Annotated in this window: 13 protein-coding genes; 3 read left to right on the top strand and 10 right to left on the bottom strand. The window is 74.0% G+C overall.

Going from position 1 to position 13743, the window contains the following annotated elements:
- Positions 1-24: 24 nt before the first annotated feature.
- The 7 genes from ACZ619_RS20870 to ACZ619_RS20840 form a co-directional block, all read right to left on the bottom strand.
- Entirely contained in the window at positions 25-807 is a 783-nt protein-coding gene (locus ACZ619_RS20870) for an SGNH/GDSL hydrolase family protein (protein WP_469600857.1), read from the bottom strand.
- Between the two features lie 228 nt (positions 808-1035).
- Positions 1036-2049 carry a hemolysin family protein gene (locus ACZ619_RS20865; protein WP_469600855.1) on the bottom strand — a complete coding sequence of 338 codons (1014 nt, stop codon included), beginning with the start codon at positions 2047-2049 and terminating at the stop codon, positions 1036-1038.
- Positions 2046-3374 (bottom strand): hemolysin family protein, encoded by a 1329-nt coding sequence (locus tag ACZ619_RS20860; RefSeq protein WP_469600853.1) that lies wholly within the window; start codon positions 3372-3374, stop codon positions 2046-2048. Before ACZ619_RS20860 ends, ACZ619_RS20865 begins: the two co-directional genes overlap by 4 nt.
- A gap of 227 nt (positions 3375-3601) precedes the next feature.
- Complete coding sequence (locus ACZ619_RS20855) at positions 3602-4036, bottom strand: GNAT family N-acetyltransferase (RefSeq protein ID WP_469600850.1); 435 nt, start codon at positions 4034-4036, stop codon at positions 3602-3604.
- Positions 4037-4080: 44 nt separating this feature from the next.
- The gene (locus ACZ619_RS20850) at positions 4081-4935 is read right to left on the bottom strand and encodes a TIGR03621 family F420-dependent LLM class oxidoreductase (protein WP_469600848.1); all 855 of its coding nucleotides are present in this window, start codon (positions 4933-4935) and stop codon (positions 4081-4083) included.
- Between the two features lie 47 nt (positions 4936-4982).
- A complete protein-coding gene (locus ACZ619_RS20845; protein ID WP_469600845.1) occupies positions 4983-7550 on the bottom strand; it encodes an ABC transporter permease in 2568 nt (855 codons plus the stop codon).
- A gap of 4 nt (positions 7551-7554) precedes the next feature.
- Complete coding sequence (locus ACZ619_RS20840) at positions 7555-8373, bottom strand: ABC transporter ATP-binding protein (protein ID WP_469600843.1); 819 nt, start codon at positions 8371-8373, stop codon at positions 7555-7557.
- A 129-nt stretch (positions 8374-8502) separates the two neighbouring features.
- On the opposite strand from ACZ619_RS20840, the gene ACZ619_RS20835 reads away from it, so the two are divergent.
- Together ACZ619_RS20835 and ACZ619_RS20830 are read left to right on the top strand one after the other, a co-directional pair.
- Complete coding sequence (locus tag ACZ619_RS20835) at positions 8503-8754, top strand: toxin-antitoxin system HicB family antitoxin (protein WP_469600841.1); 252 nt, start codon at positions 8503-8505, stop codon at positions 8752-8754.
- 4 nt (positions 8755-8758) lie between these two features.
- Positions 8759-9133, top strand: a complete 375-nt coding sequence (locus ACZ619_RS20830) for a fic family toxin-antitoxin system, toxin component (protein ID WP_469600838.1) — start codon at positions 8759-8761, stop codon at positions 9131-9133.
- 17 nt (positions 9134-9150) lie between these two features.
- On the opposite strand, the gene ACZ619_RS20825 is transcribed toward ACZ619_RS20830, so the two are convergent.
- Both ACZ619_RS20825 and ACZ619_RS20820 read right to left on the bottom strand, forming a co-directional pair.
- Entirely contained in the window at positions 9151-9834 is a 684-nt protein-coding gene (locus tag ACZ619_RS20825) for a class I SAM-dependent methyltransferase (protein ID WP_469600836.1), read from the bottom strand.
- A gap of 84 nt (positions 9835-9918) precedes the next feature.
- The gene (locus tag ACZ619_RS20820; RefSeq protein ID WP_469600833.1) at positions 9919-10605 is read right to left on the bottom strand and encodes an esterase/lipase family protein; all 687 of its coding nucleotides are present in this window, start codon (positions 10603-10605) and stop codon (positions 9919-9921) included.
- Between the two features lie 116 nt (positions 10606-10721).
- Between ACZ619_RS20820 and ACZ619_RS20815 the strand changes: the two genes are divergently transcribed.
- Complete coding sequence (locus tag ACZ619_RS20815; RefSeq protein WP_469600830.1) at positions 10722-12896, top strand: helix-turn-helix transcriptional regulator; 2175 nt, start codon at positions 10722-10724, stop codon at positions 12894-12896.
- A 129-nt stretch (positions 12897-13025) separates the two neighbouring features.
- Here ACZ619_RS20815 and bioD read toward each other — a convergent pair whose 3' ends face one another.
- The gene (bioD, locus tag ACZ619_RS20810; RefSeq protein ID WP_469601231.1) at positions 13026-13742 is read right to left on the bottom strand and encodes a dethiobiotin synthase; all 717 of its coding nucleotides are present in this window, start codon (positions 13740-13742) and stop codon (positions 13026-13028) included.
- Position 13743 lies beyond the last annotated feature (1 nt).

The raw sequence follows: 13743 nt of genomic DNA, 5'->3' as shown, positions 1-13743 counted from the left end.
TCGGCCGAGGGCGCGAGCCGCGCCCTACGCCTCGTACGGCAGCAGCTCCGGGCGCTTGGGCGCGCGGCCGTCGCCCGAGGAGCGGCCGGTGAGGCGGCGGGCTATCCAGGGCAGCAGGTACTGCTTGGTGAAGCGGGCGTCCGCGGCCCGGCGGGCGGCCCAGCCGGGCGGCGGGGTGTCCGGCATCGGTGTGCGCCACTCGGGGTCCTCGGGCTCGTGGCCCAGGGTCTGCCAGACCGCCTCGGCGACCCTGCGGTGCCCCTCGGCCGTCAGGTGCAGCCGGTCCACGTCCCACATCCGCGGATCGGCCAGCGAGGGGGCGCCGTACAGGTCGACCACGAGCGCGCCGTGCCGCTCGGCCAGCGCGTCGACGCACGCGAACAGTTCCTCCATCCGGGGACGGAACCGCTCCAGCACGGGTCCCTGGCGGCCCGGGCTGCGCATCAGCACCAGCCGCTCGCAGGCCGGCGCCAGCCGCTCCACGGCCTCGGTGAGCAGATCCCTGACCCGGACCATGTCGCACTTGGGGCGCAGGGTGTCGTTGAGGCCGCCGACCAGTGTGATCACATCGGGCCGCATGGCGACCGCCACGTCCACCTGCTCCTCGACGATCTGCCCGATCAGCTTGCCGCGCACCGCGAGGTTCGCGTAGCGGAAGCCGGGGGTGCGGGCGGCCATCCGTGCGGCCAGGACGTCGGCCCAGCCCCGGTAGGAGCCGTCGGAGGTCAGGTCCGACATGCCCTCGGTGAAGGAGTCGCCGATCGCGACCAGGCTGGTGTGTGCGGGAGGCACCGGGTTCTTCTGCATGGCGACGGAAATGGTATCCCGAGGCTCATACCCGCCGGTCGGTCACTCCCCGGGCGGTCGGTCACTCCCCGGGCCGGGCACCGCGCGGCGGTCGGCGAGACCGGCCCGTCGTCCTTGCGCCGCCGCCCCTGCGAAGCCAGCCCTGCGAAGCCAGCCCTGCGAAGCCAGCCCTGCGAAGCCGTCCCTGCGAAGCCGCCCCTACGAAGCCGCCCCCGCGGCGCCGTCGCCCTAGGCGTGCTGCCCGAACAGCTCCCGCAGCACGTCCTCCATCGTCACCAGCCCGGCCAGCCGGCCGTCGTCGCCGAGCACGCCCGCCAGATGGGTGCGGCTGCCGCGCATCGCGGTGAGCACGTCGTCCAGCGGGGTGTCCTCGCGCACCCGCGCGATGGGCCGCATGTCCCGCAGCCGGAACGCCGCCTCCCGGGGCGAGGCGTCCAGCGCGTCCTTGACGTGCAGATAGCCGACGATCCGCCGCCCCTCGTCGACCACCGGGAAGCGCGAGAAACCCGACTCCGCCGACAGCCGTTCCAGTTCCTCCGGCGTGATGCCCACGCGCGCGTAGACGACGCGTTCCAGCGGCACAACCACGTCCCGCACCGGCCGCCGCCCCAGCTCCAGGGCGTCGTGCAGCCGCTCCCTGGCCCGCTCGTCGATCAGCCCCGCGGCACCGGCGTCCCGGACGATGTCGGCCAGCTCGGTGTCCGTGAAGGTCGCCGCGACCTCGCCCTTGGGCTCCACCCGCAACAGCTTGAGCAGGCCGTTCGAGAAGGCGTTCACCGTGAAGATCACCGGGCGCAGCGCCCGCGACAGCGCCACCAGGGGCGGCCCCAGCAGCAGCGCGCTGCGCACGGGCTCGGCGAGCGCCACGTTCTTCGGCACCATCTCGCCGAACAGCATGTGCAGGTACGTCGCCAGGGTGAGCGCGATCACGAAGGACACGACGTGGCCCGCGCCCTGGGACACCCCGACCGCGTGGAACACCGGTTCGAGCAGATGGGCGATGGCCGGTTCCGCGACCACGCCCAGGACCAGCGTGCACAGCGTGATGCCGAGCTGGGCGGTGGCCAGCAGCGCGGAGACGTGCTCCAGCCCCCACAGCACGCTCCTGGCCCGCCGGTCGCCCGCCTCGGCGTGCGGCTCGATCTGGGAGCGGCGCACCGAGATCAGCGCGAACTCGCCGCCCACGAAGAACGCGTTGACGACCAGCGTCGCCAGACCGATCAGCAGCTGTACGACGGTCACCGCTCCCCCTCCCGTTCGTCCTCGGCCGGCGCGTGCAGCAGCACCCGCGACGCCCGCCGCCCCGACGCGTCCACCACGTCGAGCCGCCATCCGGCGACCACCACGCCGTCCCCGACCTCGGGTATCCGGCCCAGCTCGGTCGCGACCAGCCCCGCCAGCGTCTCGTACGGCCCCTCGGGCGCCCGGAGGCCGACCCGCGCGAGCTGGTCCATCCGGGCGGCGCCGTCCGCCGAGTAGAGCGCGCGGCCCTCCCGGTCGGCGCCGGCCGGAGCGAGGTCGGGGGTCTCGTGCGGGTCGTGCTCGTCGCGGACCTCGCCGACGACCTCTTCCACGATGTCCTCCAGGGTGGCGACCCCGGCCGTACCGCCGTACTCGTCGATGACGACCGCCATGGTGCGCCGGCCGCCGAGGCGGTCCAGGAGCCGGTCGACGGTGAGGGACTCGGGGACCAGCAGCGGTTCGCGCATCAGCTGGGCGACCGAGGCACGGGCCCGGTCCCCGGCCGGCATGGCGAGGACGTCCTTGATGTGGACGGTGCCGACCACCGAGTCGAGGCTGTCCCGGTAGACCGGGAAGCGGGACAGCCCGGTCGCCCGGGTCGCGTTCGCCACGTCCTCGCAGGTCGCGTGCAGCTCCAGGGCGACGACCTGGACGCGCGGGGTCATCACGTTCTCCGCGGTGAGGTCGGCGAGGTTCAGCGTGCGCACGAACAGCTCGGCGGTGTCCGCCTCCAGCGCCCCCTGCCTGGCGGAGTGCCGGGCCAGCGCGGCCAGCTCCTGGGGCCCGCGCGCGGAGGCCAGCTCCTCGGCGGGCTCCAGGCCCAGGCGCCGCACCACCCGGTTCGCGGTGTTGTTGAGATGCGTGATGAACGGCCGGAAGGCCGAGCTGAACCAGCGCTGGGCATTGCCCACCCGCTTGGCCACGGCCAGCGGCGAGGAGATCGCCCAGTTCTTGGGCACCAGCTCGCCGACGACCATCAGGAACACCGTGGACAGCGCGGTGCCGATCACCAGCGCCACCGAGCCCGCCGCCGACGCCGGGACGCCCACCGCCTCCAGCGGGCCGGCCAGCAGCTCGGCGATCGACGCCTCGGCGAGCATGCCGACGACCAGATTGGTGACCGTGATGCCGAGCTGCGCCCCCGAGAGCTGGAACGTCAGGTTCCGTACGGCCTTCAGGGCGCCCGACGCGCCCCGCTCGCCGCGCTCGGCGGCCCGCTCCAGCTCACCGCGCTCGACCGTCGTCAGCGAGAACTCGGCCGCGACGAAGGCACCGCAGGCGAGCGAGAGCAGGATCGCCACCAGCAGCAGGAGCACTTCGGTCATCGGGTCACCTCCGTCCCATGATCGGACAGGGCGGACACTCGCACACCTTTCGTCGAGGAACTCGTCCTCGCACGGAGATCACCCCCAGGGTAAAGGATCGGCAAAGCCTCCCTCGGTCGGCGGCCCCTTCCGGCCGCCGGCCCTGTCGGTCGCGTGGCACGTCGTCCCCAGACCCCGTCGTCCGCCGGCCCCGTCCGTCTGCGGTCCCCGTCCGTCGGCGGTCCCCGTCAGTCCGCGGGGTCCGGGAGCGGCTTCACCCAGCGCCGCCATGTCTCCTGGCGCTCGTACCCCGCCGCCCGCCAGGTATGGTGCGCGGTCTCGTTGCGTACCAGCACCATCGCGTCCCCGCGGCGCCCGCCCAGCGTGACGAACCGCTCCTCGGCCGCCGCCAGCAGCGCCGAGCCGATGCCCCGGCGCCGACGCTCCGGATGCACCGCCAGCCGGTACAGATGGCAGCGCCAGCCGTCGAAGCCCGCAATCACCGTGCCCACCAGCTCACCGTCCAGCTCGGCGAGGAGCAGGGACTCGGGATCGCGGGCGACCAGGCGGTCCACGCCGCCGCGGTCGTCGCTGATGCTGGTGCCCTCGGCCGCCGTCCGCCAGAAGGCGAGCACGGTGTCCAGGTCCTCGGGTCCGGCGGCGCGTATACGCAGGTCGCTCATGCCGCGATCCCATCACGGCCGGATGCCCGCGCCCGCGGATTCCACTATGCGGACAGCTCCGCGATCACCGGCGCGAACGCCTCCATGGAGGGCTCCAGGACGGTCAGGTACGAGATGCCGTACCGCTCGCGCAGCCCCCGCACCCGTGCCACGACCTCCGCCAGGGTGCCGACCAGGACGACCGGCAGCGCGAGGGCCCGCTCCAGGGTCAGCCGCGGCTGCCGGCCCAGCAGCGGAGCCAGCGCGGACGCGGGGTCGTCGGTCACCGTCACCAGCTGCACGAGCAGGTTCCGCTCGGCGGGCTCCGCGCGGTCCGCCGCCCACTTCGCGTAGCGGGCCACCCGTTCGTCCAGCTCCTCGGCGGTGACCGGCTCCAGCCGGCCCTCGGTGTCCCCCGGCACCAGCCGGGCCCCGGCGAAGGCCGCGATGTCCGCGTGCTCGGCGGTCAGCCGCAGCATCCGGTCGCCGTTGCCGCCGATCAGCAGTGGCACCCGGACCTCCTCGGATGCCGCCAACTCCGCTACCGTGCGCCGCAGATGGGCCACCCGCTCGCCCGGCGAGCCGAACGGCAGCCCGGCCCGGTCGTGCTCCGCCCGCACATACCCCGTCCCCAGCCCGAGTTCGAGACGGCCGCCGGTCAGCGCGGCCGTCGTCGCCACCTCACGGGCCAGCAGCACCGGGTTCCAGAAAGCCGCGTTGAGCACGAAGGTGCCCAGCCGCGGCCGTTCGGTCGCGGCGGCCGCCGCCACCAGCGCAGGGAAGGGCGCGGGCATCCCGAGGTGGTCGGGGACGAGGATCACGTCGTACCCGAGCTCCTCGGCGCGCCGGCAGCGGGCACGCCACGCGTCGGCCGGTGCGGGCGTGAGCAGGTTGACCCCGAAGCGGAACGGGCGTGGCATGGACCCTCCTCGTCTCTGCGTGGTCCGGGCTGTCCGCGGGAACACCGTCATTCGTGCGCGATGGCCGCCAGCACGTTCATGCGGGACGCGCGCAGCGCCGGCACCAGCGCGGCCACGACGCCCACCACCGCCGAGCCGATCACCACCGCGACGATCGTGCCCCACGGGACGGCGAGGGCCTTCATGCCCTGGAGGGCCAGGACCTGCTGGGTGCACACGCCCCACACCAGGCCCAGCGCGAGCCCCAGCACCGCGCCGAACACCGCGATCACCACCGACTCCAGCCGGATCATCCGCCGCAGCTGCCGCCGGGCCAGCCCGATCGCCCGCAGCAGACCGATCTCCCGGGTCCGCTCCACGACCGACAGCGCGAGGGTGTTGACCACACCGAGCACCGCGATCACGATCGCGAGGCCGAGCAGCGCGTACACCAGGTAGAGGAGCACGGCGATCTGGTCGTGGACCAGCTTCTTGTAGTCGGCCTGGTCGCGGACCTGCACCTGGGGATAGGCGGCGAGGGTCCGCTCCAGGTTCGCGCGCAGCCGGTCGGTGTCCGTGCCCGCGGCCCGGTTGACGTACAGCGCGGAGTCCTGGGCGCCGGGGGCGTACTTCTCCACGGTGGCGATGCCGAAGAACAGCCCGCCCTGGGTGCCGAAGCCGCTGCCGCCGTCCTGGTCGGTGAGGGCGCCCACCCGCATCTCGGCGGTGCGCCCGCCCTGGAACTCCACCGGGATCACGCTGCCGAGCCGCACCGCGTGGTCCCGGGCGAAGGTGACGTCCATGCCGAGGCTGCCGTCGGCCAGCGCCGCCGCGGTGTTCCCGCCCTTGTAGACGACATGGGCGATGTCGTCGACCCGGGGGTCGTACCCGGAGGCGGTGGTGGTGATCCGCCTGCCGTCCGGCAGCCGTACCGCCACGGGCGCGAACCGCTGCCGTACGACGAGACCCACGCCCCCGGTGGCGCGCACCTTGTCGGTGATCTCCTCGGTGAAGGGGAGGAAGCTGCCGTTCTGGACGACGAAGTCGGCGCCGAGTGTCTTGTCGATCTGCCGGTCGAAGGACTCGGACATGGAGGCGCTCGCCACCGACATCCCGCCGACCAGCGCGAGGCCCACCATGAGCGCGGCGGCCGTGGCGCCGGTACGGCGCGGGTTGCGCAGGGCGTTGCGCTGGCTCATCCGGCCGACCGGGCCGAAGAGGGCCGGGAAGGCGCCGCCGAGGACGTGGATGACCGGACGGACCAGCAGCGGGCCCGCGACGACCGTCGCGACCAGGGTCAGGACGACCCCGAGGCCGAGCAGCGAGGCCGCGGAGCCGGTCCTGGTGGCCGCCGCGCAGCCCGCGAGCGCGGCCGCCCCGAGCACCCCGACGACCGAACCGACGACCGCCCGCGCCTTCAGCGGCCTGCCGATCTCGGCGATCTCGGCGTCCGCGAGCGCCGCCATCGGCGACACGGCGGCCGCGCGCCGGGCGGGCAGGTAGGCGGCGACGAAGGTGACGCCGATGCCGACGGCGTACGCGGCGACGGGCGTGCCCCAGCCGACGACCATCTCGGTGGCCCTGAGGTTCATGCCGAACGCGCTCATCAGCTTGATCAGCCCGAACGCCAGCCCGATCCCGGCGCCCAGGCCCAGTGTCGAACCGACCAGCCCGAGCAGGACGGCCTCGGTGAGCACGGACCGCCGCACCTGCCGCCGGTCGGCGCCCAGCGCGCGCAGCAGGCCCAGTTCGCGGGTGCGCTGGGCGATCAGCATGGAGAAGGTGTTGACGATCAGGAAGACGCCGACCAGGGTCGCGATACCCGCGAAGCCGAGCATCACGTACTTGATGACGTCGAGGAACCCGCCCAGGTCCGCCGCCGAGGACTTCGCCTGCTCGTCCGCGGTCTTCAGGTCGTACGTCCCGGTCCCGATCGCCGCGCCGATCCGGGCCTTGAGCCGGGCGTCGGTCACGCCCGGCGCCGCGTCCACCGAGATGCTGGTGGCCCGGCCGGGGGAGCCGAGGAGCCTGTCGGCGGCGACCGACGGGTCGAGGAAGACCAGGGCGGCGCCCGGGTTGGTGGTGGTGAAGGTGGCGATGCCGACGACCTCCACCTCGAAGGAGCCGGGCCGGGCCTGCACGGTCAGCGTGTCCCCGATGCGCACGTGCTTCCTGGCGGCGGTGTCCGCGTCCAGCAGCGCCTGCCCGGCGCCCCGCGGGGCGTGTCCCGAGGTCAGCCGCACCGGGCTGCGGCGGGTGCGGTACCAGTCGGTGGCGATGGTCGGGGCGCCGGTGGTCGGGCCGACCGATTCGTCGTGGCTGTCGACCACCACGATGTTCTCCACGGACACGTCCGCGTGCGTCCCGGCGACCCCGTCGACCTTCGCGACCCGGTCCGCCAGCGCGGCCGGCACGGTCTGGACGGCGCCGTTCGACACCGCCGTCCTGAGTTCCTGCTTCGGCTCGACCGTGACGTCGGCGGAGGTGGAGGCGAACAGCCGGTCGAAGGTGCGGGTGACGGTGTCGGAGAAGATCAGACTGCCCGCGACGAACGCCACGGACAGGACGATGGCCAGCGCGGACAGCAGCAGCCGCCCCTTGTGGGCCAGGAAGCTCCGCAAGGTTGCCCTGAGCACGGGGTCAGTCCTCCTCGGGGGCGGCGGACCCGTGGTCCGGGTCGGCGCCGGGGCCCTGCCGGCCGGCCCCGGAGAGCAGGCGCATGCGCTCCAGCACCGCGCTCGCCGTCGGCCCCTCCATGCGGTCCACCATCCGGCCGTCCGCGAGGAAGAGCACCAGGTCGGAGTGGGCGGCGGCGCCCGGGTCGTGGGTCACCATGACGACCGTCTGGCCGAGCTGGTCGACCGCGTCCCGCAGAAAGCCCAGGACCTCCAGGCCGGCCCGGGAGTCCAGGTTCCCGGTCGGCTCGTCGGCGAAGATCAGCTCCGGGCGGGAGGCCAGCGCCCGCGCGCAGGCCACGCGCTGCTGCTGGCCGCCGGAGAGCTGGGCGGGCCGGTGCCGGAGCCGGTTGCGCAGGCCCAGCGTGTCGATGACCTGGTCCAGCCACTTCTCGTCGGGCCTCCGGCCGGCGATGTCCATGGGCAGGGTGATGTTCTCCGCCGCGTCCAGCGTCGGGATCAGGTTGAACGACTGGAACATGAACCCGATCCGGTCCCGGCGCAGCCGGGTCAGCTCGCGGTCCCTCAGCCCGGTGATCTCGGTGCCGCCGAGCCACACCTGACCGGCCGACACCGTGTCCAGCCCGGCCAGGCAGTGCATCAGCGTGGACTTGCCGGAGCCGGAGGGGCCCATGACCGCGGTGAAACGGCCCCGCTCGATGTCCACGTCCACCGAGTCCAGCGCGCGCACGGCCGTCTCACCCGAGCCGTACACCTTGGTCAGTGCGCGGGCGCGGGCCGCGACCCCGTCGCCGGCGGGTACCCCCGCGGCTGCTGCGGACAAGACTGCCTCCCCGATAGCACGACCCCTTTGTCCGGGTCGAGCGTAGTGTGACCCGTCGCACAGCCGGTATCACTTTTCGATTTCCGGTGCGACTTGCCGTTGCTAGCGTTCCGGCGCTAGCTTCGAGACATGGCTAAGACCCAGCTGAACGTGCGGGTGGACGAGGACACCGCCAGGGCGGCCCGCGAACGCGCTCTCGCGCGCGGCGTGAGCGTCAACCGCTACATAGAGGAACTGGTCATGCAGGACACGGGTGAGGCGGGCCGGGCCTTCGTCGAGGCCGCCGCCGACTTCATGAAGCAGTACGAGTCCGTCTTCGCGGAGGAATTCGGCGAGACGCACGCCACCGACAGCGCCGACAAGACCGAAGGCCGTCACTGATCCCTTGAGCGACCTGACCATCGACCTCGCCTGGCTCCTCATGCTCGCCGAACAGAAGACCCCCGGGGACCCGCAGGTCACCGACTGGGGTGCGCTGATCGCCGCCGTCGCCCGCCACCGGGCCGAGATATTCGACGTACCCGTCTACGACAGCCCGCACGCCCGCGCCGCGGCGCTGCTGCAACTGCTCATCCACGTACCGGCGTTGGAGCGCTCGAACGCCCTGTTCGCGTCCTCGGTCGCCTACGCCTACCTGATCGCCAGCGGCCTCAAGGTGGCCACCTCGCCCGAACAGGTCCGCGACCTGGCTCGGCTGGTGAAGACCGGCGGGGCGAGCGTGGCCGACATCGCCGAGGAACTGCGCCGCTGGAGCCTGTGACGGGAGCCGCGGGTGCCTCAGGAACCCACGGGCCGGCGCGCGACGCCCAGCACGCAGTACGAGGCCGGCAGCCGCGGCCCGTTCTCCGGCATCGTCATCCGCCGGTACGGCCCGAGTTCGAACCCGGCCGCGCGCAGCTCGGCCACCGGGTCCCGGGCCAGATGGCAGCCGCCGGCCAGCAGGGGCCACACCGTCGCGTCCAGGGCCCGCTGGGTGAACCGCATCGCCGGTCCGCCGCCCCGGCCGTGCTCGAAGAACCGCAGCTCGCCGCCCGGCCGCAGCACCCGCCGTACCTCCGCGAGCGCCCGTGACACGTCCCGGACGCTGCACAGCACCAGCGAGAGCACCGCCGCGTCGTAGGCCTCGCTCTTGACCGGCAGCGCCTCCGCCGCGCCCGGCACCACGTCCACCGGGACGTCGGCCCGTACGGCGGCCTCGGCCGCCAGCCGGCGCAGGGTGCGCTCCGGCTCGATCGCCACCACCTCCGCGACCGGATCCGGATAGTGCGCGAAGTTGAGCCCGTTGCCCGCGCCGACCTCGATCACCCGCCCGGACAGCCCGGCGAGCAGCCGCTCCCGGACCGCCGCCATGCCGAGCCCGCTCTCGGCGGACACGCTGAGCCGGGCGTAGAAACGGGCGAACAGCGGGTGGTGGACGGGATCCCGCACCGGTTTCCCGGTGCTGAGGGACATCAGCCGCATGACGACCTCCGGAGGGAAGCAGGTCTACGGTGATTGTCCCCCGGACGGGCCCCTCGCACTCCCGCTGTCCGGCCGCGCGCACGACTAGGAGATGAAGTCGTGCACCAGCTTGTACACGCCGGAGTCGTTGTTCATGTCGGTGTGCGAGATGCAGCCGACGTCCACGTTGGTCGCCCCGCTCAGCTCCGCCGAGGTGTCCGGGTCGATCGCCGCGTCGCAGTCCGACCAGTACGCCGCGTAGGAGACGCTGCCCGGCGTCTCGTCACCCGAGTTCAGGGCGGTCAGGAACGAGCTGCCGGTCGTCATCTCCTTGCAGGACGTGTACAGCCACGCGCACAGCGAGGCGACGCTCGTCCCGTGGTTCACCCCGGCGACCGACACGAAGTGGTCCACGTACGAGGTCCCGCCGAGGTTCTTCAGGTAGTAGCGGCTGTTGAGCGCGCCCATGGAGTGGACCACCAGGTCCACCTTCGAGGCGCCGGTCTTGGTGAGGACGGACTGGATGTAGGTCGACAGCGTCGAGGCGGTGGTGACGTTCGACTTCGTCCAGTCGTACGAGATCGCGTACAGCTCGGAGGACGAGTAGCCGTCCGCCTCGAAGTCCGCGATCCACTCGTCCCAACTGCTGGAGTCGCTGCTCAGACCGTGCACGAACACGATCGGGTCGTGGCTCGCCGCGTGCGCGGGAGTCGTGGCCAGGGGGAGAGACAGAAGGAGCGAACCGGCAATCGCCGACAGAGCCGTTGCGATGCGACGCTTTGCGCGATGCATGATGCCTCCTGAAACGGGTGGGGTTGTTCAGGAGTGTCGGGACAGGTCTACGCGCGCCGCATCGGTGAAGTCGCCAGTCTTTACGAGTCAACTAACTCGCCAGTAACGTCTTTGGTGTGGTGATACCGGTGAACCCCCCACCTCTCGACCGCACTTCGCCACCGCAGACGACTGACGCGGGGCCGTGCCCGGCTTCGGCGCTCCCCGAGGGAGTCCGCGCCCGGGTGCTCCGCGTCGTATACGAGGACCGGCGCGCCGCGGCCGAACTCGTGCCGCGTCTCACCGAACGGCAGGCGGCCGGCGCCGATCCGCTGCCCGTCGAACCCGCCGAACTGGCACCGCGGTTGCTGCACGCCCTGCGCCGGGAGATCCGCGCCCTGCCGGACGACACCCGGCTGCTGCTGCTCCTCGCCGCCGCCGACCAGTACCCGGTCGCCACCCACGCCTTCCTGCGCGCCGTGACCGCCGGCCGGATCGACACCCGCCCGCTGGAGGCCGCCGAGACCGCCGGGGTCGCCCACGCCACCCCCGGCGGGGTCTTCTTCCGGGACGCCTGGACCAGGATCGCCGCCTACGAGACCGCCTCGCCGGCCGACCGGCGCGCGGCCCACCAACTGCTCGGCCGGGTACTGGGCGGCCGCACCGAGACGACCCGCCGCTCCTGGCACCGGGGCGCCGCCGCGCTCGGCCCCAGCACCCGGCTCGCGGCCGAACTGCGCACCGCCGCCGACCGCGCCCGCGCCGAGGGCAGACCCGCCCTCGCCCGCGCCCTCGCCGAACGCGCCGCCGACCTGTGCGCCGACCCCGTCGAGGAGTCCCGGCTGCTCGCCGGGGCCGCCGCCGACGCCTGGCGCTCCGGCGAGTCCGACCGGGCCAGACGCCTCGCCGCCCGTACCGACAACGCCGCCCTGGGCGGTGTCCTCGCCCTCAGAGCCGGCAACGCCGCCGAGGCCTTCGACGCCCTGCTCACCGCCGCCGTACGGCAGGAACGTTCCGCCGAGTCCGCGGAACTCCTCGCCCTCGCCACCGAGGCCGCCGTCTACACCGGCGACCTCAGACGCTGCCGCGAGGCCCACGTCATGGCCCACTGGCTCGGCCTCTCCCCGCCCGGCACCCTCGCCGGACTCGCCGCCGCCGTCGAGGGCCGCTACGACGACGCCCGCACCCTGCTCAAGAGCACCGCCGGCCGCTGCGGCCCCGGCGGCGACCCCGGGCTGCTGATCCACTCCGGGATGGCCGCGCTGATGCTCGGCGACCCCAACCGGGCCGTCACCGCCACCCTCCGGGCCGCCGCCTCCGCCCGTGCCCGGGGTGTCCCGGCCACCGCCGTCCAGGCCATGGAGTTCCGCGCCTACGCCGACTTCTGGACCGGCCGCACCCGGGCCGCCGAGGCCGCCACCCGCGAGGCCCTGCACCAGGCCCACGCCACCGGGCAGGACAACGGCGCCTGCCACCTGGAGGCCGCGCTCGCCATGTTCGCCGCCGTCACCGGCGACGAGGAGAGCTGCCGGGAGCGCGCGGCCGCCGTCCGCTCGTACGCCCTGGCACACGGACTCGGCCTGCCCGCCGCCCTCGCCCAGTGGGCGCTCGCCTTCCTCGACCTGAGCAACGGCCGCTTCCCGGCGGCGGCCGCCCGGCTGCGCGCCCTCGCCGGCTTCGGACCCGGGCACGGCCACCGGGCCATCCGGCACCTGGCCACCCCGCACTACGTCGAGGCCGCCGTCCGCACCGGCGACACCCGGGTGGCGCGCGCCGCCCACGCCGACTACGACCGCTGGGCCACCGCCGTCCGCAGCCCCGACGACCTCGCGCTCAGCGCCCGCTGCCGGGCCCTGCTCGCCCCCGGCACGGAGGCGGTCCCGCACTACCGGGCCGCACTCGACCTGCACGCCCGCGGCACCCGCGACTTCGAACGCGCCCGCACCGAGCTGCTGTTCGCGGGCGCGCTGCGCCGGCTGCGGCAGCGCACCGAGGCCCGTGACCGGCTGCACAGCGCCCTGGAGGCCTTCGACTCCTTCGGCGCCCCGCACTGCGCGGCCCAGGCCCGCGCCGAACTCCGCGCCCTGGGAACGCCGTTGGCCCCGACCGAGGGCACCGGTCCGGCCGCGGTCCTCACCGCGCAGCAGCTCATGGTCGCCCGGATGGCGGCCGAGGGCGCCACGAACCGGGAGATCGCCGACCGGCTCAACCTCAGCCCGCGCACCATCGACCACCACCTGCGCGGAGTCTTCGCCCGCCTGGGCATCCGGTCCCGCATCGAACTGGTACGCCTGCTGGGCGAGTTGCCGTAGGAGGGCCGGCCGGTGGTCGGGCGCGGCGGTGTGGGGGTCGTCCGCGCGGTTCCCCGCGCCCCTTCTTCTGGGGGCGCGGGGAACCGCACGACCAGCCACGACGGTGCCGCACCCGACCGGCCGGCCCCCCTAGCGCGCCTCCCGTGCCCGGAACGCCTCCGCGTCCCAGCTGCCGTCCAGGCGGGCCGACAGCCAACCCGGCGCCTGGGCGCGGAAGTCGGCGGGGGCGAGGGCGCCGGAACCGGCGGGCAGCGCGCCCAGCAGCGGCGCACCGGCCACCTCGGGCAGGTCGGCCACATTGCAGCGGGACGCCAGGTCCGGGGAGTCCGGCCAGCTGCCGATCACCAGCCCCAGCAACTCCAGCTCACGGAACCTCAGTTCACGGGCCGTCAGCTCGGTCGTGTTGAGGGTGCCGAGCCCGGCCGACGCCACCAGCAGCACCGGCGCGTTCAGTAGCCGGGCCGCGTCCGCCAGCGTGCCGCCCGCCGCGTCGAACCGGACCAGCAGCCCGCCCGCGCCCTCGACCAGCACCAGATCGTGGTCGGTGGCCAGCTTGGCGGCGGCCTCCGCCACGTCCTGCGGATGCACCGGCGCCAGCCCGGCCCGCCGCGCCGCCGTGCCCGGCGCCAGCGGCTCCGGGAACCGGGCGACCTCGACCGCCGTCACGGCGCCCGCCAGCCGCGCGACCTCGTCGGCGTCCCCGCGCTCGTCCGGCCGTACCCCCGTCTGCGCGGCCTTCAGGACCGCCACCGAGCGGCCCGCCGCGACCGCGGAGGCGGCGACCGCGGCGGTGGCGACCGTCTTGCCGACCTCCGTGCCCGTCCCCGTGATCACCAGGATCGGCATG

This window comes from Streptomyces sp. NPDC104367, assembly GCF_055583825.1.
The sequence above is the reverse complement of the archived record's forward strand: the minus strand, read 5'-3'. Positions and strand labels throughout refer to the sequence as shown.

Bases quoted from the DNA above. Each gene is read 5' to 3' on its own strand.
- ACZ619_RS20870 (WP_469600857.1), bottom strand. From the start codon at position 807: ATGCAGAAGAACCCGGTGCCTCCCGCACACACCAGCCTGGTCGCGATC.
- ACZ619_RS20860 (WP_469600853.1), bottom strand. From the start codon at position 3,374: ATGACCGAAGTGCTCCTGCTGCTGGTGGCGATCCTGCTCTCGCTCGCC.
- ACZ619_RS20855 (WP_469600850.1), bottom strand. From the start codon at position 4,036: ATGAGCGACCTGCGTATACGCGCCGCCGGACCCGAGGACCTGGACACC.
- ACZ619_RS20850 (WP_469600848.1), bottom strand. From the start codon at position 4,935: ATGCCACGCCCGTTCCGCTTCGGGGTCAACCTGCTCACGCCCGCACCG.
- ACZ619_RS20835 (WP_469600841.1), top strand. From the start codon at position 8,503: ATGGCTAAGACCCAGCTGAACGTGCGGGTGGACGAGGACACCGCCAGG.
- ACZ619_RS20825 (WP_469600836.1), bottom strand. From the start codon at position 9,834: ATGCGGCTGATGTCCCTCAGCACCGGGAAACCGGTGCGGGATCCCGTC.
- ACZ619_RS20820 (WP_469600833.1), bottom strand. From the start codon at position 10,605: ATGCATCGCGCAAAGCGTCGCATCGCAACGGCTCTGTCGGCGATTGCC.
- bioD (WP_469601231.1), bottom strand. From the start codon at position 13,742: ATGCCGATCCTGGTGATCACGGGGACGGGCACGGAGGTCGGCAAGACG.